Here is a 19,867-nt window from a genome sequence, read left to right on the forward strand (position 1 = left end):
TGACCATGCTAGATATTGCCAATACGATTTTAGGTAAAATTGTTGATCGTAAACATGAAGAATTTACAACTCGTTTAAAACAACGTAGTTTAAAGGATGTTGAGGAGCTTGCTCATGCAGCAAACCCTGTTCGGCATTTTGCACAAGCGTTACATAGTAAACGCCCAGGTGTGATTGCAGAAATTAAGAAAGCTTCGCCATCAAAAGGCATTATTCGTGAAAATTTTGATCCTGCCGAAATCGCTCAACAATATGAACAAGCAGGCGCTGCATGTTTGTCCGTTTTAACAGATGTTGATTTCTTTCAGGGTGCTGATGAAAATATTCAAATTGCACGAAATCACTGTAATTTACCCGCCCTTCGTAAAGATTTTTTAATTGATCCATATGGCGTGATTGAAGCGCGTGCCCTACATGCAGATTGCATCTTGTTAATTGTGGCTTGCTTGTCTGACCAGCAACTTGAAGAAATGTCAAAAACGGCATTTGAACACAATCTTGATGTTTTAGTTGAAGTCCATGATGAAGCTGAACTTGAGCGCGCATTAAAACTTTCAGATCGTTGTATATTAGGGGTGAACAACCGTAATTTAAAAACCTTTGATGTTGATTTAAATACGTCACTGCGTTTGAAAAAATTACTTGAACCTACACGTTTGTTGGTTACGGAAAGTGGTATTGCAACACCAAGTGATGTTCAAATGATGCAAGAACATGATATTCATTCATTTTTGGTGGGTGAAAGCTTTATGAAACAACCTCGACCTGATCATGCTTTTACAGCGCTCTTTGGCACACCTGAAAACATATAACTCTTGAATAAAGGGTGAGTCTGCTCACCCTTTATACCTGTATAGCTAGCCTCTATTGATAGAATTTTTTTAATGATTGAAAAGTATTTTATTTAACTTTCATCTTTTATTGATTGTTGCATTATGGTTTTACATTTTAAATATAAGTAATATTTACATAGATTGTTCTCACAAATACCAACAATATAATTTATTTTAAGTCTGCTTTTAATTGAGAATTGAGAATAATGAAATCTAAATCTATAACTCGCAGTTTTGTTTTTTTATTGTTAGTGCTGTTGTATTCGTTACAGCAAATGAGTTGGGCAAAGGAAATACCCATTTACACTGGTTCACCCTATTATATTGATTCAAAACGGATACTCTATTTTAATATCCCCCAACCATCTGAAGGTATCATTGCTGCTCAACTTGATCTTGATCAAATTTTTCCAAATATAGATATGGAATTTCTTGAGCAAAAAAACTACCTGTTTAAAAACAACCAAATTCAAATTATCAGTTATCAAGCCCCCCCCATCCATATTGACTTTACTATCGACACCGAAAATAAAGAAGTTCAAAAATCAACATACCATCTTGTTTATAAAGGACAGGAACGTAGATTGCACAAAGCAATCAACATTCAATCTCAACCGATTTCATTCGAAATACTAAATCAGTTTGAACAAAATTTTAATGTCAAATCTCAAGATTGGCTGGGTAAAAATTTGTCAGCAGAACCTTATATGCTGAATACATTAATGTTTTATGCGGCGATCAATCGTTTCGATGATATGAATGAATTTATGCAAAATCTAATTAAAAATCTCACTCAAAGTCAGGACGTCAATGATTATAAAAAAGCCAAAGCTTTATATCTTCAATATTTAATCGAAAATACTGAGTTTAATGATATTGATTTAATTATGGCGACCATCGAACATCATGATCTGGATTTTTTAAATAATATGAGACTTAGACAGCTCAACCAAATCGTGATAGATGAAATCGAACCCTACACATATTATTTCACGATGTGTTCACCACTGGGTAAAGCAATACGCCTCAATCAATTTCAAACTGTTGCCCTTTTACTCAACAAAGGCGCTTCAATAGAAAAAGTCTGTATTTCAAAATTTAATGAGCAACAATCAGCATTAGAAGTTGCAAAGAAATATAAAAATAAACGTGTACTAAAATTAATCGAATCATATCTCAATAAACCATAAACTTCTTGGCACTCTTAAATTTCACACCATCCTGTGAATGCAATTCAGTTCAAATTTAATCACTTTCAGACTATAATTAGCATCAAATATCGCCGTCCATTGTTTTTTGCAATTATGAGTAAGTCTGATTCTACATTTTCCAAGTCTCAACTGGATTTATTAAAGCAGTTCAAAAAACAAATCACTCATCCACACACTTCAAAAGTTGCAGCACAACCCGAAACCAAACATGTGCTTTCATCCCATGAAGATGACGTTAACGATGCCGATTTGTTTAAAACTGCTTTAACAGGTGTGACTAAACTGGATAACAGCAATATTGCTAAAATTGAGCGTAATGATGTCAGAAAAAAGCCAGATGCAAAAACGCTCGCAAAACGTGCTGCCGCTGAAGGTGCATTTGAAGCTGATGATGCTGAATTATCAGATACTCAAGCAATGCTCAACCCTGTTGCCAGTCAAGCTGCATTAAGTTATCGCATTGCAACACTGCAACATAAGGTTTTTGAAGATTTAAAGGCTGGAAATCTTCGTTGGTTTGAGGCCGTTGATTTACACGGTTGTACTGTTGAAGAAGCGCGTTCCGCAGTTTTACAAATCATTCAAATGGCAAAAGATGAAAATCAAAATGTCATTAAAATTGTGCATGGCAAAGGTCCTGAAGCAATTCTTAAAACTTATGTTAATGGGTGGCTTCGTCAGCACCGCGATGTTTTAGCATTTGTGAGTGCTCCTGAAAAACAAGGCGGTACTGGTGCTGTTTTGGTGCTACTTAAACGTGCTGAAAAAAACCCAAAGTTTAATCGTAACTCATAATCCTTTATTTGATTCAATCCCAAAATCTCCCACAGTGGCGGTTTATCTTGTAATTGAAAAAATTTATCGATTTTTCTGCTACAATGCCGTCCTTGTTCAAACCGTATAAGTGAACACGTTTTATGTCTATGCAGCAATCCTACGCAAATATTTTAACTGCCGTTGGCGAGGACTTAGACCGTCCTGGTCTGAAAGATACGCCTATGCGTGCGGCTAAAGCTTTTTCGTACTTGACGTCTGGTTATAGCAAAACGCTTGAAGAAGTGACCAATAATGCGGTCTTCCCTTCTGATAATGACGAAATGGTCTTGGTTAAAAATATTGAATTTTATTCTTTATGTGAACACCATTTACTTCCATTTCATGGTCGTGTACATATTGCCTATCTTCCGTCTGGTAATGTACTCGGTTTATCCAAATTTGCACGAATTACTGAAATGTTTGCACGTCGCTTGCAGATTCAAGAACAACTGACCAAACAAATCGCGGATGCTGTTGCTGAAGTGACTCAAGCACGTGGTGTTGCTGTGGTGATTGATTCAGCGCATATGTGTATGATGATGCGTGGAGTGAGCAAACAAGAGTCAACCACACGTACAGTCTCATTTGTCGGCGACTTTAAAACAGATAAAGAAGCACGCCGTGAGTTTCTTTCTGCTGTTCCAGAAGCACATTAAGACGTTTATTTGATTGCTTCAAATATAATTCTTAAAGCCTCATTCTACTGAGGCTTTATTTTACTTAGGATTTTATCATGTCTTCAATTTGGCTTGCTGGTTATGGATTAACACAAAGTGAAACGAGTGTAGACCATCCTCGTGCAGACCGTTTGGTACAGGGAAATCCAAAACGCCTTACAGAAAGCTTATATGAACATCCCAATATGAACTGTGGTATTTGGCGATGTGAAGTTGGTGCTTGGCATATTCAATTTGCAGACAATAAACAAGAATTTTTCCAAATGATTGAAGGCGTTGTTCGTCTACATGATCAACTAACCCAAACATTTATAGAAATCCAAGCCGGCGAAGCAGGTATTATTCCTCCCGGATTTAAAGGAACATTTGAAGTTGTAGAAGCTGTAAAAAAATATTTTGTAGTGGTTGAAGTTTAATTACAGCAATCTAAAAAATATGTTTTGTTTAACAGGGTTTTTGCGCTGCAAACAAAGCAGTGCTTTGTTTGCAGCGCAAAAACCCCAGCTCAACATGGCAACATCCGTGTCGACTCACGATAGAAAGACCATCGATGATTCAAAAGTACAAAATAAATGGATCACCAAATCTTCTTAAAAATTTTATACAAACCATAAAGTCTATTGGATAAGAATGATTGAAATCAAATCACTAGTCTAAATAGTCAAAAGGTTTGACTCTATTTTCAGTTCAGATGTATGCTTTAGAAAAACAAAATTGAGTTCTTTTTATAAATGAAAAATTTATTATTTTTTATCACAATATTAAGCTCCTCTACGGCATTTGCTGACAACTTAAATAGTCATCAACTCAAAGATGTTCAGCTTGTAATTGCGTTGTTTAAACAAAAAAATATCTCAGCGATTTCAAATCATATTGTTTATCCCTTAGCACGTGAAGAACCACTTCCAAGTATCCAAAACCCCACTGAAATGAAACAACGCTTTAACCAAGTGTTTGACGCTAAACTGATTCAAAATATCGCCAATTCCAAGCCATCACAGTGGCAAAGTGTGGGTTGGCGTGGTGTCATGTTGGATAGCGGTACAGTTTGGTTAGAAGGTCATCAGATTAAAGCCATCAACTATAGTAGTGATGCAGAACAAAAATTAAAGGCACAACTTATATCCCAACAAAAACAGAAACTACATCCGTCACTGAGAAATTTCAGCAAACCAGATTTACAGTTCAAAACAACCAAATTTCAAATACGTATCGATGAAATGCCAAATGGTCAATATCGTTATGCTGCATGGGGAGTGAACCAATCACAAACTGAAAAACCTGATTTAATCTTAAATCAGGGTAAAGTTGTGATGGATGGTTCTGGGGGAGATCATCACTATATTTTTAACAGTGCTGGTTATCAATATATAATTTATCGAAATCTGTTGGGTACAAGTGAAACGCCTGACGTGCAACTAGAAGTCACTTTAAAAGCTAAAACAATACTTAGTCAAAATGGCTATTTATTTTAATAATATTCAGTTGTGCCTAGCCAGTCAGGATTCTGTAAGATGATCCCAAAATACAGGTTTGGGTGGTGGTGAGCTCACATTCACTTTAGCCTGTAAATGGTTGGCTAAAATAGATGTCCATAATTGTAAATAACGGTTAAAAAATTCATCAGCTTGTTGAATATTTTGACTTAGATGTCGATCTTCCGCCATTCCCCTTAAAAACCATAGTGTAATAATCATTAAATCACCAACATGATCTTGCTCAGTAATCGGTTCAAGATAGTGTGCTGCAGCACTATGCACAGTATGGTACGAAGCCATCCATAGTTTCTGTAATTTCTCAGCAAGTTCGGGTTCTTGACGACTCGCCACCAATAATTCCAATAATGCTGTGATCTCAGGTGTTTTAAGTAAATTTGCGCCTGCTGAAACAAGATCATGTAAACGATCATCCGATTGTTGCATATTCTTAATTAGTTTCCCTAAGGCAATGTATATGCGACGTACCAATTGCTCTGCTGTCGACTCCATCAGTGCAGCTTTGGATGGGAAATGATGAACTGGCGAACCTCTTGAGACTTGTGCAATTTGGATAATTTTACTAATTGTAGTTTTCGCATAGCCTTCTTGAATCAAACTTTGTAATGTCGCTTCGATCAAACGTGCTCGCATTGCTTCACTACGTTCATTTTGACTGCGTCGAATAGCATTTGAATGAGATATATTCATCAATATTCTGCAACCTTATTTTATGAGTAATTTGAGCCGAATAAGACCTGATTTGTTGTTATTGATAGATGTCGGCAATTCATAGCTTGGTTCAATGTCATGTGCCTTACTCTATATTTATAAATCAATATTTACAACACAGTCCAATATTTCGATAAAGCACAATGGATTGAGCAACTCATCAAAGTTTGCTGATCTCATCAAACGCATTGTGCTTGATCTAGGTCTGCTGATATTTCATAAATGGCTTGGCTGTAGGTTAAAATTGAGCATAAAACCTATACATCGTAAGCATTAAACCAAGAAAATAGTGCGACTATTTTCTTGGTTTAATCGCGTAGGATCGGCTAAAAATACACCTAGTCGCAAACATAGACAAATGGTCAACAGACTCTGATATTCCTTATTGCTTTTTTTCTGACAATTGATAAATCAATTGTTCCATTTGTTGCATATACTCACGGTTATCGTGATCCCAAGGATGGAAATTAGGACGAAAATAATCAATATAATTTCCCAATTGTTTTCTCAGTGCACCTATATCACCAAAAGTATAACGATAGGCTTTTTTCCAACTTGAAATATCGCTGAGCTTTCCTTCTCCTTTGACGATATTAAGAAACACAGGAATCACCAATCCCCAGAATACAATGGTTGCGATTACCAAACCAAAGCTACGGATTGTATATGCATAAGGACCCTGTCCCATTGCGGTGTTCCATACATCAAAAGCCACTGCTTTATGTTCTGTTTCTTCATAGGCATGCCAGCGCCAAATATTGGCATAATGTTGTTCTGCACCATCAAATAATTCAGGTGTACGCAACACTGAATCGGCCAATAACGCCGTAAAATGTTCTAACGCTATCGTCCCACTCAACCAAAAATAAGCGGGTAAATGCTGTTTTATCAGCCCAAAAATATCCAGTACGAGCGCTTCGAATTTTGGCGCAATGGGTGATCGAGCAAATAAAGCATTGTTGTACTCTTCATGTTCTCGACCATGCATCGCCTCTTGTCCAATAAATGCGGTGACTGCTTTTTGCAATTCAGGATCCTGAACTAAATCACGGTGTGCTCGAACAGCATCAATAAAGAAACGCTCTCCAATAGGCAATACAATGGAAAATGTATTTAATAATGCCGTAAAAATTGGACCTGCTGGTGTATGCCAATCTGCAATTCGCTCTGCGGGCAAGTTAAATCTTACATCACGGCGAATCGGTAATGGTTCATGATATACCGCAGATTTAATAAATTTCGTTAATATTCCCATGGTTCATCCTGCCTCTGGCTGATTATCATTTTTTTAATTTAGCTGGTGCTGTATTTAGAATTTTACCCAATTGAATGTAATTCCATAGGTCATTTCGACTCATTTATATGTCATTGCATCCCTTTTATGGCTTTTATTAGAAAAAATTAATCTCGCCGATACATGGTAATGACACATGCTCCGCCTAATCCCAAATTATGCTGTAATGCAATACGAGCATGATTGACCTGACGCTGATCTGCTGTTCCTCTCAATTGCCAAACCAATTCGGTACATTGAGCCAAACCTGTTGCCCCAAGTGGATGTCCCTTTGACAGCAGTCCACCAGAAGGATTGGTGACAAATTTTCCTCCGTAGCTATTCTCCGCATCCCAAATGAATTTTTCAGCCTCACCTTCGGGGCATAGACCGAGAGCTTCATAGGTCAATAATTCGTTCGCAGTAAAACAATCATGCAATTCAATGACATCAATATCATCCACACCGATACCTGCAGCCTCATATACCTGTTGAGCGGCTTGTTTCGTCATGTCATATCCCACCATTTTGATCATACTCTTTTCGTCAAAACTTGATGCATAATCCGTGGTCATTGATTGTGCCGCTATATAGACTGGATTAGAAATCTGATGTTTTTTTGCGAACTCATCTGAGCAAAGAATAGCGGCACCTGCACCACAAGTCGGTGGGCAACATTGAAAACGTGTGAGCGGATCAAACACCTCTTCTGAAGCCATGATTTCCTCTAAGGAAAGTGTTTGACCAAATAAAGCATAAGGATTGTGGCTGGCATGGCGGCGTGCTTTTTCAGCAACTTTTCCAAAGGTTTCTTTTTTTGTACCATACTTCCAACGATACTCTCGTCCTGCTCCACCAAACATTTGTGCCGCTGGTGGTGATGAATTAAACCCTTGAAGATCCAACATGACTTGTGCATGTTGCCCCATAGGTGGTTCACGATCATTAAACTTTGCACCTAAGGCACCTTTTTCCATTTTTTCAAAACCCAAAACCAACACACACTCAGCCAGTCCTCCCGCTATAGCTTGTCTTGCCAGGTACAAAGCACTTGAACCTGTTGAACAGTTATTATTGACATTTAAAATTGGAATTCCTGTTAAACCCAATGTATAAGCAGCCCGTTGCCCACATGTCGAATCACCATAAACATAACCTGCAAAAACTTGCTCAATCTCTTGATAGCCAATTCCTGCATCTTTTAAAGCTTTCTCTCCTGCTTCTTTTGCCATGACATAATATTCTTCACTCGCACCCGGTTTGGTAAACTTGGTCATACCCACACCAATCACATTAACGCGTCTTAGCATTCCTTAATCCTCATTGTTTTTTAAATTCAATCAGCAATTTTCCTGTGCTGATTGCGATTATTTGGATATCTCTAGTTGTATCTATTCAACGCTTATTTATTTTTAACTTCATATACGATCTGCTGTAGCCGCAAAACTGTCTCTCAGGATTTGCAAAAATGCAGGATGCTGAATATATCGAATAGCACCCTCTATCATCAGCTCACCATGCTGATATAAATCACGTAAATCTCGTTGCTTTGAAACCAGCACATAAAAATGCTGATCCGTTAATGTTAAAATCACATCAGCATTGGGATCATCACCTTGTTGCACAGTGCCATTGGCAAAGTCTATCTTCCAAGATTGCTGCGGTTCAGTAATATGAAACTGATAAACATAAGGTACTTCAGCATGTATTTGAAAACAGGTTTGCAACTTACTCAAAAATTCAGATGCTTTGGCTTGCTGTTTAGTTGTCGTCTGCTGATGAGAAGAAATCGAAGCTTGTATTGGCGCTTGACCTGCTGCTACTCGTTGATCTCTTGCCTGAGCAATCAGTTTTTTATCCATATCCTGTAATATGACCAGTTTATTGGATGCCATCACATTTCCTGAAATTTTGAGCTGTCCGCTAAAAAATAACTTTTGCACATCAGCAAGCGAGCCATTAAATATAGTCTCTACATGTTGCTCATCCATTTCTAAGGTCACATCAGGGACAGCAATCTCCCCAGCACCTGCACCGCCCAAGTCATGTTTTAGGTCGATAAACCATGACGATTCAGGATGTTTAATCTTGAACTGAAATGTTGTATTCGTGCGTTCGACCATGTTTGGATGCGTATTGATATATTCATTTACAGCTGTAAAAACATCTGCAAGCGTAATCTCAAGATGCATAGCAGTTAAAGTATCTGAATCAGAAGCGGTTGATAAATGCTCTTTTGCCGTAGCTAAACGCTGCTTTTTAGCCGTTTCAAAACTTGAAGGATCAATTTTCTGTAATATCATGAGCTTATTCGATGCCATGACATTGCCAGAAATTTTTAATTGCCCCCCAAAAAAAAGTTTCTGTACATCAGCTAAAGTGCTTGTCACCACTGTTTGTAAATGCACTTCGTCCATTTCCAAGATGACATCTGGATGGGCAGTTTCACTTTGTATACATGAAGCAGGCGTATTCTTTAAATCCAACGTCCATATTGAATCTGGATTTTTGAGTTTGAATAAAAATTGGGTTTTAGTTTTATCCACCCACTCAGGATGTTGTGCGATTTGTTCTGCAATGACGTTAAATACATCTTCAGCGATTAATCGTGTTGGCTCAGATGAACTTTCTTGAGGGGTATCCGCTATTTTCTCTGAAGACTGTGCCATATCTGGAGCACGAACTTTGGCTTGTGGAATTTCGCTATACAATTCAACCGCTGCATTTTTGATGACGATCTCATTTCGCTCTTTGACCCATGTTTCAAAAATAATTTTAGTGTCAGAAATTTTCCACATCTTGGTCAATAGTGTATCTCCAGGATAAACACTTTTCGCAAAACGTACTTTAATACTTTTAAAATAGCGACCATCATTGTTGCTAAATGCTTTTATCACATGTCTTCCACTGAAACCAAAAGTACACAAACCATGCAAAATTGGACGATCAAAGCCAAAAGCTTTGGCAAAAGCTGGATCTGCATGCAATGGATTCCAGTCTCCTGACAAACGATACAATAGGGTCTGGTTGATATCCGTTTTTTCTTCTATGACAGCATCTGGTTCACGATCAGGGGCAATATTGGTCTCTAAGGAGTCACCGCGATCACCTCCCCATCCCCCAGCGCCGCGGACAAATGCTGTCATTTCGTTATAAATTAATTCTTCACCACTTTCATCTTTAGAAGAAATCGCAAAAGTAATCACTGCATTCGGATTTTTATCATAGGCAGTTTTTAACTTAAAGGTATGTGTTAATTTTGCATGCGGTGGCAGTGGTCGTTTGATCTCAGTATATTGTTCACCATGTAAGACCCGATCAAAACCATAATTCATGCCTGGCAAGGTAATACCCTGTTTAGCCATATTCAGCATGGCATTCATTTGGGGCATCACACCATAAGTCGGGAAAGCTTGAAATTCACTCCCCAACTCATAGACATAGGCAAGTTCTGAATGATCCAAAGGATTTTGAGCTGCCCCAATCCCTAGTGCATACAAAGATAAATCACGTTCATCATAACTTGACTCAATTTCGAGTTGGGCTTTAGATGCGACATCTAAGTCAATAAATTCATTCCCCCCTAAGTTAGGATGTTGAATACCTTCAAGAATTGGAGTAAATGATTCTGTGGTTGAACTTGGGTGGGTGGATGTCGTGAAATCAGTAATTTTGTCCCACTGTCGGGCAACATCATCAACGCTCAATACATGCTGATTTGGAAAGACATAACCTTCACTGCGTTCCCAGCGTAGTTTTGCCATAAAACCTGCACCCACCTCAAATAAACCCTTCGTTTCTTTGCAGTTTTCATGAGCGAGCCAAGCAACCAAAGGACTCACAGCTTCTGGTTGAAGTAAGGCAAGCAAATCTGCTGGCATCACAGTTTCTGTCAAACGGGATGCTGCCAAAGGCGCAATTGTATTAACTAAAATATTTTTATTGCGTCCCTCTTCTGCCAAGCAATTGGCTAAACCCAGTATCCCCAGTTTGGCAGCACAATAATTTGCCTGACCAAAATTACCATAAATTCCTGCGGCAGATGTGGTCATGATGATTCGTCCATAACCTTTTTCACGCATAATTGACCATGCAGCATGAGATACACTTTTTGATCCATTTAAGTGTACCTGCATGATTAAATCCCAATCCTGTTCGGTCATTTTGGCAAAACTGACATCCCTTAAAATACCAGCATTATTAATCACAATATCCACTGTTCCAAAATGTGTTAAAGCTGTTTGCACAATCGCTTCACCATTTTCAACAGAATCATAATTTGCGACAGCCTCGCCACCGATTGCCCGGATTTCCTCGACCACTTTGTCTGCTGCAGTTGACGATTGACCAGAACCATGTGCACCACCACCAAGATCATTGACAACCACTTTGCAGCCTCGGGCAGCAAGTGTAAGCGCATGTTGGCGTCCTAAGCCGCCACCTGCCCCTGTAACAATGGCAACACGACCATCAAAGCGTAATTCTGACATTTCGATTCCTTGACTGATATCTTATTATTTTGAACAATGACTGTAGTTGTAATGCTAAATCGTACGTGAAATCAGTTCTTTCATGATTTCATTGGTACCACCATAAATTCGATTTGGTCGAATATCTAAATAGGCACGGGCAATAGGATATTCCAGCATATAACCATACCCACCATGAAGTTGCAGACACTCGTCTACCACTTTGCAAGCAAGATCGGAAACCCAGTATTTAGCGGTACAGGCTGCCTCTATAGACAATTCATTTTTTAAGACCAATTGCATACATTGATCAATATAGGTCCGTGCAATCTGTATCTCTGCGCGCATTTCGGCTAATTTAAACCGTGTATTTTGAAATACGGAAATCGGTTTGCCAAAAGCTTTGCGCTGCTTGGTGTATTCAACAGTACTTGCCAAGGCAAACTCTGCGCCTGCAGCACAAATGATTCCGATCATCATCCGCTCCCAAGCCAATTCTTTCATTAACATGATAAAACCCAAACCTTCCATACCGAGAAGATTCGATTTCGGAACACGAACTTGATCAAAAAAGAGTTCACAAGTATCTTGTCCATGCAAACCAATTTTCTTCAGTGGTTTACCTTTGGTAAATCCAGTACGACTTGCTTCGATAATCAGCAATGAAACATTTTGTGCTTCACTTTCCCCTTTGCCCGTTTTGACTGCGACAATAGTGATATCGCATAGGTAGCCATTGGTAATAAAAATCTTAGATCCATTGACGATATAATCGTCTCCATCTTCTATTGCAGTGGTCCGAATCGCTTGTAAGTCTGAACCTGTTCCTGGTTCTGTCATTGCAATCGCTCCAATGACCTCACCCGTTGCCATAAGTGGCAACCATTGTTGCTTCTGCTGTTCATTTCCAAAATTATTAAGATAATTCGCAACAATATCCGAGTGCAAAGCAAAACCCGAAGCTGAGTCACCTACTCTGGCTTGTTCTTCCATTAAAATCATTGAATATAATCGATCAACACCCGACCCTCCATATTGTTCTGGCATCGTGCAACACAACAAACCTAATTCTCCAGCTCTCTGCCATAAATGACGGTCAAGATGTTGCTGTGCTTCCCACTGTTCCCGATAAGGTGCAATTTCTGTTTCAAAGAAACGACGGGCTGTTTGACGAAATTGTTCATGTTCCGAATCAAACAATGTACGTGGAATCATGGCAGTCATCGGTTGGGGTATATTTAAAGCAGACATTTCAACTCCTTGTATTTATTTTTCTTAACAATTAGCAGTGAGTAGCTCATTTGATATTTACAATACGGACGTACAACTTGTTTTATTGTTTTATACTGCGCTCAGAGATTGTTCAATTGTATAAAGTTTCACCAAAGTATTGCACAGTGACGTTTTATGCCAAGATGCCCCCTAAGGCTTTGCCAGAGAAGAAAAAAAGCAATACCCAATAAGATTCAGGTATTGCTTGGTACTTAAAATTGTAATGAAAAAGTAATATTGACAATTAAAATAACAATTTGGAAGGCTGTTGATTATTTTGCAAAGGCACCACATGATCATCTTTTAAATCAACACCTGAAAGTTGTAATTTAAATGAGTTTCGCATGAGTGCCATTAAACGCTGAGTTGCAATTTGAATGCTTAATCCCGCAGGTCGTACATTGGAAATGCAGTTTCGACCTGAGTCCAAACAGCCTTTCCGAGCTTTCCAAGTATAATAAATCCCCATACTATCAGGTGAACTTAAACCCGGACGTTCGCCAATCAACATAATTAGCATTGGGGCATTGAACGTTTGAGCTACTTCATCTCCTAAGGCAACTCGACTTCCTGTCGCGATCACAATCGGGGCAAGTGTCCATCCTTCAGCAACAATATGATCCCGTAACGAGTTGATATAGGCAATTGCATTCTCCTCAATGGCACGTGCGGAAAGTCCATCACCTGCGACAATACATACATCATATGGTTGCGGATGGTCAGCCACATAATCGGTTAATTGCATTTGCGATTGTTCAGATAATTGACGTCCATAATCTGGGCGTTTTAAATAAATTTCTTTGTTTGTTGCCTTACTTTCGACCACGAGGCTTTGAAAGTTTAAATCCGTCAGCTTGTGCTGCATATCTTCAATATTCAATTGATGAAAAACAGCATCTTTGGCTTGAGCATGTGACAGCTGAAAGTTAAGTAATTCTTGAGTCGGAATACTGCAGCCGACTCGCCCCATTGCAATTCGCGCATCGGTATATTGTTTGAGTTTGTGCCACGGGTCTTCATACAGACCATTAGAGAAGGTTTCAAATTTGGAGAGCTTCATGCTTGATGCTCCTTTTACGATAATAATTTAGCAAAATTTTTAGGCATACTATTCGGCCATTGAATCTGGCGTTGTTCTTGATGAAAAATGCCCTGATGATCCAACCAAGCTGAGAATTCAGGGGCAGGTTTTAAGCCCATTAACTGACGTAAATACAGCGCATCATGGAAAGAAGTGGTTTGATAGTTCAACATCACATCATCTGAACCGGGAATACCCATAATAAAATTGATGCCTGCCGCACCAAACAAAGTTAACAGCACATCCATATCATTTTGATCTGCGTCGGCATGGTTGGTATAACAAATATCACATCCCATAGGCACACCGAGTAACTTGCCACAGAAATGATCCTCTAAACCGGCTCGAATAATTTGTTTGCCGTCATACAAATATTCAGGACCAATAAAACCCACTACAGTATTAACCAATAAAGGATTGTATTTACGTGCGACAGCGTAAGCCCGCGCTTCAATGGTTTGTTGGTCTACGCCATGATGAGCATTACTGGATAAGGCACTGCCTTGTCCTGTTTCAAAATACATGACATTTTGACCAATTGTTCCCCTGTTCAATGCCAAAGTCGCTTCATAGCCCTCTTGGAGCAAGTCGAGCGTTACTCCAAAACCATCATTTGCTAATTGTGTTCCTGCTATTGATTGAAACATCAGATCAATGGGAATATTTCGTTCTGCAAGCTGAATGCCTGAACTGATATGAGTCAATACACAAGATTGGGTTGGAATTTCATACTCTTGAATAATGTGATCAAGCAGTTTGAGCAACTCAGAGAGATTATGTAAGTTATCTGTGGCAGGATTAATGCCAATGACCGCATCACCATTCCCATACATTAAACCATCCAATAAACTTGCAGAAATCCCCAATACATCATCGGTCGGGTGATTGGGTTGTAAGCGTGTAGATAAATGCCCTTTCAAGCCAATCGTATTACGAAACTGTGTGACCACTTCGCATTTACTGGACACCAGAATCAGATCTTGATTGCGCATGATTTTACTGACAGCAGCCACCATCTCAGGTGTAAGCCCCTTGGCTAAATTTGCCAGTGTCTCAGCCGTTGCTTCTTCACTTAACAACCAATTTCTAAAGTCACCTACAGTAAAATGTGAAATTGGTGCGAACAAATCTGCACGATGCTCATCCATAATGAGGCGCGTAATGTCATCTTTGTCATAATCAATGACAGCCTCATTTAAAAAGGTTTTTAACGGGACTTCGGCAAGCGCCATTTGTGCCGCTACTCGTTCTGTTGCATTGCTAGCAGCGACGCCTGCCAATTCATCTCCAGAACGCAGCGGTGTCGCCTTTGCCATTAAAGTTTTTAAGTCTTGGAAAATAAATTGTTGCTGTGCAACATTGTGCCGATAAGCCATAGTTATAATTCCTGTTCTGCTGCCTTAATACTGGCAAACTCTTCTTCCGGTGTCCCTGAAATCAAATGATGGCGGCTATATACAAGAAAATACAGAATAAAGACCACATAAATCCCCAAAGCAATAAACCAAACTTTAGGATCAACAAGAAATCCTGCAACCACCGCAACAACCGACAAAATCAAAGCAATGCTTGAGGTTACAATCCCTCCTGGTGTTCGATATGGGCGATATACATCAGGTTGAGAAATGCGCAACTTAATATGTGCCATCATCATCAATACATATGAGATCGTTGCTCCAAATACTGCGATTAAAATCAGCAGATCACCCTGTTTGGTTAGTGATAATAAGAAACCGATAATGCCCGGTATAATTACGGCTAAATAAGGCGATTTGTTTTTATTGGTCAAAGACAACGAAGTCGGTAAATAACCTGCCCGAGAAAGTGCAAAAATTTGTCGTGAATAGGCATAGATAATGGAAAAAAAGCTTGCGATTAGACCAGCCAAACCGACAAAGTTAACAAAATTGGCTAACCAACCATGCCCATAAACTTTAACAAGTGCATCCACCAACGGCGCACCTGAGTCTTTCAATACACTTGCACCTGCTGCGCCAGCACTGAGAATTAAGATCAGAATAGCAAATGCAGCTAAAATTAACATGGCTCCAATCAAACCACGAGGTAAAGATTGCGCAGGATTTTTTGCTTCTTCCGCAGCCAATGGAACACCCTCAACTGCAAGAAAAAACCAAATCGCATAAGGAACTGCTGCCCAAATGCCTAAATAACCTTGAGGTAAAAAGCTGCTTGCACCTACTTTTGATGAATCAACTGCGATATCAAATAAATTCGCACTATTAAAATGGGGAACCATAGCCACTAAAAACACCACAACTGCAACGACGGCGATCGCAGTAATCACAAACATGATTTTAAGCGCTTCACCTGCACCTTTTAAATGAAGCCCCATAAAGACCAAATAACATATCAAATAGATGATCCACCCTCCAATACCAAAAAGGGATTCACAATATGCACCAATAAATGTCGCAATTGCTGCTGGTGCAATCGCATATTCAATCAAGATCGCAGTTCCAGTCAGATAGCCCCCAAATGGACCAAAAGCCATCCGAGCAAAACTATAACCTCCCCCGGCTGTGGGCATCATGGTCGACATTTCAGACATGGAAAGGCAGATGCATAAATACATAATGGCAGCAAGAACAACCGCGACAAACATCCCGCCCCAACCGCCTTGTGCAATCCCGAAATTCCAACCTGCAAAATCTCCTGAAATGACATAGGCAACACCCAAACCAACCAATAACAGCCAACCGACTGCGCCTTTTTTAAGTTCTCTTTGTGCAAAATAATCTTTGGAATCACCCGCCTTACCGACAGATAATGGTTCATTGTGATCGCTCATCATCGTTCCTTTTTAATTGCCTTTTCTTGTATAAGCAAAAAAAGTGCCTTTCCTTGGGTCACATCAATTTTTATTCATTTGTTTTAATCAGTGTTCTGTTTCTTCCGTTAAAACAGATTCAATTTCAATCTAACAAACAAAGGTAGGAAAAAAGTTGAAGAACATTTAAAAATAGAACTTGGACAAAACGATCATCAAGCAAAAATTAAAAGGAGTAAAAATACATAGTTGCTATTTATTTAATAAAATTAATATAGTATTTAGAATTTATACACAAATAAAGTGCAATGTGACCAAGACCATGGATGAAAAAACTGATGCTTTGAATCAAAATCTAAAACAAATACAGGAGGATTCACTTGCAAATCAAAAGCTAAGATTTGCGTTAATTGCCTGTAAAAATGACTTACTCAATACCGCATCATTGGCTTTAATTACGATACAAATTTGGGATATGTATAAAGGTTTGTTTTGGTGTACATCCCATCCGAGTCAATTGCCTTCACAACAACACATAAAGTATCCCTTTGAATCACAGAATGAATATGTTTACAAAGCTCCTATTTTCGATTTAAAAACTCACTATATTTATGGCGAGGTGATTTTATTTAACCGTTTTAAACAAGAAAATATTTTTGGACAATTGGCTGCAACGCAATGTGCGGAGATGATTGTACAAAAAATAAATCAAGAACCAATACCGTGTTTGTCCATCCAAGCTTATTCAAACCAATATGAAATAAAAATCAATCACCAGCCTGTACTTCTAACACCACGCCAATTTGAAATCATCTGTATTTTAATTCTCAATCCGATGGGCTTAAGCTTAGAACAATTACACCTTTATCTATATGAGGATGAAAATATCAGCCTCAACACACTAAAATCTGAAATTTCATATTTAAAAAATAAAGTTGGCGAATTGATCTGCGCCCGAACTTATCAAATTCAGGCTGAAGTTTTTGCGGATTTTAAACTACTCGAAGAAGCACTTGACGCAGGTTATCTCGATACAATCCGAGAGCTTGATCAAGGTGATTATTTTACAAAATGCAAAAGCCCTTTTTTACGCAAGTGGCAACAAATTCTTCGAATACGAATCCAAAACCTACTTGGATAATTTTTTCGATGATTGTAACTGCCTAAAAATAGTGAACAAAACCCAAACCGACTTTCTGCCAATCTATTTGATTTTGTTGTTGATATTCCCATTTTAGGTGCACACTATTTTGTGAATCTAGTGCGTATTGAAACAAGCTGTTCACCCGTAAATTCCACTGACTTGTATCTTGCCAATATGGCAATTCCACTTGAACTACACTATTCAGCCGATCCGACCAAATATTTTGACAACCTACAGTTGGACCTAATCCTAGCCGCCATCCCTTATCCAATGACTTTCCTGCTTGCAACTGAGTTTGCAACTCGGCATAACACAAATGTTTCCGATCATCATCCGCAATGGTATAACCAGACTGCGCTTTTGCACTCATGACACCATGTTGTTGTTGGTCTGTAAACTGCCCATTTTGAATTGCTTCTTGTTGCCAACCCAAAGTAAAGCCCCAGGTTATTGGTGTTTTAAAAGGTGTAATCGGGTTATACGAGTTCACTATGAGTAGATCAAGATGTTCGAGCTTTAAACGGTCATTTCGCCACTGCGCTGCACCATCTAAGAACTGTAATTGGGTCCCTATTCGGAAACCACCTTGTGGATCAGTTAAGTCATGATAAGCCTGTCGATGACCAAGCTCAGCATACTTATCTCCTTGAACCTCACCTACAGCAACTGACCATTTACGTGCATCATGCCCTTTGACGGGGTTAATCTTAGGTTCAGCGGGCGCTTGACGTTGCTTTGCAATTGAAATCTGACTACGCAACCCGAGCAATTGTCTAAAACGTGGCTGTGTATAGCCTGCATCGACTTGTCGCGCTACAAACTGTAAGTATAAATCGTCATACGCCATTTCTAAAATTTTAGCTCGATCTGCTTCATTATAGGCAGCAATCGCTTGTGGCATCTGTTGCGGTTCTAATGATGCAACTTCATGTGCTATCTTAGCTAGCTGATGACCATGCTGTTTGGCTTGCGAATTTAATTGTGTTTCTAATGCAGGGCGATACACCGTTTCTTGAATTAATCCTTGTTGATCAATTGCCTTAATGGTTTCAATCGGTATGGCAGCATAAGTAAATTTTTTTCGTAAATTTGAATCGGGACGAACAAGATCAAGTAAACCAAGCAATCGATAAGCGCAATTGTCACTGACAAAATAATAAGGAAAGCTGACTTTTTGCATTTCCCAAATATGTTTGACTAAAAATGCAGTTTCCTCTGGATTTAAATTGAGTTCATATTCCCAAAGATCCCTACTTTCAAAATCACCATATTCTTTTACTTTTCGATAATACGGCATTAATGAATATTCACCTGGATATTTTCCAACCAGACCTTTCCACGCATATGACCAGTTGTCTTCACTATTGACGGTGGCAGCATAGTTAATTGCATAAGATACCAAATTCAATTGCTTCTGATCTTTTGGATCAAGCCGAAGTAAGGTATGTCCAAACATTGAACTTGGATTTCCCATAAAATCCGTCGCATAGATCAAGGTGGCTTTATAAGGTTTAATTTGTCCAAACCATTGATCAAATTCCGGACAAGAAATAACAGGTAACTGTTGTTCAGTAATATTTAACTGCTGCATCAACCACTGGCTTCGGGCAGGAAATTTACAGCGTATAGATTGATTCGGATCCGCTGATTGAAATAGTGCTGAAATATCAGCATTCAGTTCATGTTGAATATTCTCTGGACCATCTGGAGCATAAAAATAACCTGAATAGCTGACTTCACTTTGATTGCGCTTTTTTTGATTTGATCCATGTTCAGCAGTGCCATCAGCATAAAGTAAACGTTTCCATGTTACCTGTTCAGCCAATTGTTTTTGTTGAGCTAGTTGCAAATAGTTCGCTAAGGTCTGTTGTTCTAATGTTGGTGTTTCTGCATGGGAATAAATGGTCAGTAATGTGCTGAATACGCTAAAACTAAGTGCTATGTATTTCATTCAATCATCAATTTATCATGGTTATAAAATGCGGTAATTATAAGTTGGGATCAACTCACGACTTTCCCTGTTTCATGTAGCTTATCTTGTTTCATTTTCAATCGTATATTGAGCAATAATTTTGAATAAAAAAACCCTGCACCAA

At 38.8% G+C, this 19,867-nt stretch carries 16 protein-coding genes; 7 read left to right on the forward strand and 9 right to left on the reverse strand.

From position 1 onward, the window contains the following. Window positions 1–5: 5 nt before the first annotated feature. The 6 genes from trpC to F938_RS13290 all read left to right on the forward strand — a co-directional run bounded on the left by trpC (window position 6) and on the right by F938_RS13290 (window position 5,012). Window positions 6–812, forward strand: a complete 807-nt coding sequence (gene trpC / locus F938_RS13265; RefSeq protein WP_005032420.1) for an indole-3-glycerol phosphate synthase TrpC — start codon at window positions 6–8, stop codon at window positions 810–812. Between the two features lie 227 nt (window positions 813–1,039). Then, window positions 1,040–2,023: a hypothetical protein gene (locus tag F938_RS13270; protein WP_005032422.1), complete on the forward strand. Its 984-nt coding sequence runs from the start codon at window positions 1,040–1,042 to the stop codon at window positions 2,021–2,023. Between the two features lie 114 nt (window positions 2,024–2,137). Then, window positions 2,138–2,839 (forward strand): Smr/MutS family protein, encoded by a 702-nt coding sequence (locus F938_RS13275; protein WP_005032424.1) that lies wholly within the window; start codon window positions 2,138–2,140, stop codon window positions 2,837–2,839. A 128-nt stretch (window positions 2,840–2,967) separates the two neighbouring features. After that, window positions 2,968–3,516, forward strand: a complete 549-nt coding sequence (gene folE, locus F938_RS13280; protein ID WP_171064926.1) for a GTP cyclohydrolase I FolE — start codon at window positions 2,968–2,970, stop codon at window positions 3,514–3,516. A 77-nt stretch (window positions 3,517–3,593) separates the two neighbouring features. Further along, window positions 3,594–3,953, forward strand: a complete 360-nt coding sequence (locus tag F938_RS13285; protein ID WP_004828890.1) for a cupin domain-containing protein — start codon at window positions 3,594–3,596, stop codon at window positions 3,951–3,953. Window positions 3,954–4,268: 315 nt separating this feature from the next. After that, window positions 4,269–5,012, forward strand: a complete 744-nt coding sequence (locus tag F938_RS13290) for a hypothetical protein (protein ID WP_005032426.1) — start codon at window positions 4,269–4,271, stop codon at window positions 5,010–5,012. Window positions 5,013–5,036: 24 nt separating this feature from the next. On the opposite strand, the gene F938_RS13295 is transcribed toward F938_RS13290, so the two are convergent. The 8 genes from F938_RS13295 to eat all read right to left on the reverse strand — a co-directional run bounded on the left by F938_RS13295 (window position 5,037) and on the right by eat (window position 16,648). Then, window positions 5,037–5,723 carry a TetR/AcrR family transcriptional regulator gene (locus tag F938_RS13295; RefSeq protein ID WP_005032428.1) on the reverse strand — a complete coding sequence of 229 codons (687 nt, stop codon included), beginning with the start codon at window positions 5,721–5,723 and terminating at the stop codon, window positions 5,037–5,039. Window positions 5,724–6,126: 403 nt separating this feature from the next. Further along, the gene (locus F938_RS13300; RefSeq protein WP_005032431.1) at window positions 6,127–6,999 is read right to left on the reverse strand and encodes a metal-dependent hydrolase; all 873 of its coding nucleotides are present in this window, start codon (window positions 6,997–6,999) and stop codon (window positions 6,127–6,129) included. Between the two features lie 146 nt (window positions 7,000–7,145). Beyond that, window positions 7,146–8,327 (reverse strand): lipid-transfer protein, encoded by a 1,182-nt coding sequence (locus F938_RS13305; RefSeq protein WP_005032433.1) that lies wholly within the window; start codon window positions 8,325–8,327, stop codon window positions 7,146–7,148. Between the two features lie 108 nt (window positions 8,328–8,435). Further along, window positions 8,436–11,507, reverse strand: a complete 3,072-nt coding sequence (locus F938_RS13310; protein WP_005032435.1) for a peroxisomal multifunctional enzyme type 2 — start codon at window positions 11,505–11,507, stop codon at window positions 8,436–8,438. Window positions 11,508–11,561: 54 nt separating this feature from the next. Next, on the reverse strand, window positions 11,562–12,737 hold the full coding sequence (locus tag F938_RS13315) for an acyl-CoA dehydrogenase family protein (protein ID WP_005032438.1): 1,176 nt from the start codon (window positions 12,735–12,737) through the stop codon (window positions 11,562–11,564). A 265-nt stretch (window positions 12,738–13,002) separates the two neighbouring features. Continuing rightward, window positions 13,003–13,818, reverse strand: a complete 816-nt coding sequence (gene eutC, locus F938_RS13320; protein WP_005032440.1) for an ethanolamine ammonia-lyase subunit EutC — start codon at window positions 13,816–13,818, stop codon at window positions 13,003–13,005. 14 nt (window positions 13,819–13,832) lie between these two features. After that, window positions 13,833–15,215 carry an ethanolamine ammonia-lyase subunit EutB gene (locus F938_RS13325; protein ID WP_004828909.1) on the reverse strand — a complete coding sequence of 461 codons (1,383 nt, stop codon included), beginning with the start codon at window positions 15,213–15,215 and terminating at the stop codon, window positions 13,833–13,835. Window positions 15,216–15,217: 2 nt separating this feature from the next. Beyond that, window positions 15,218–16,648, reverse strand: a complete 1,431-nt coding sequence (eat, locus tag F938_RS13330) for an ethanolamine permease (RefSeq protein WP_004828911.1) — start codon at window positions 16,646–16,648, stop codon at window positions 15,218–15,220. A 301-nt stretch (window positions 16,649–16,949) separates the two neighbouring features. Between eat and F938_RS13335 the strand changes: the two genes are divergently transcribed. Further along, the gene (locus tag F938_RS13335) at window positions 16,950–17,768 is read left to right on the forward strand and encodes a helix-turn-helix domain-containing protein (RefSeq protein ID WP_005032442.1); all 819 of its coding nucleotides are present in this window, start codon (window positions 16,950–16,952) and stop codon (window positions 17,766–17,768) included. A gap of 22 nt (window positions 17,769–17,790) precedes the next feature. Here F938_RS13335 and F938_RS13340 read toward each other — a convergent pair whose 3' ends face one another. After that, window positions 17,791–19,722: an Lnb N-terminal periplasmic domain-containing protein gene (locus F938_RS13340; RefSeq protein WP_005032444.1), complete on the reverse strand. Its 1,932-nt coding sequence runs from the start codon at window positions 19,720–19,722 to the stop codon at window positions 17,791–17,793. Window positions 19,723–19,867: the final 145 nt, after the last annotated feature.

This window comes from Acinetobacter bereziniae LMG 1003 = CIP 70.12 (assembly GCF_000368925.1).
Classification (GTDB): Bacteria; Pseudomonadota; Gammaproteobacteria; order Pseudomonadales; family Moraxellaceae; genus Acinetobacter; species Acinetobacter bereziniae.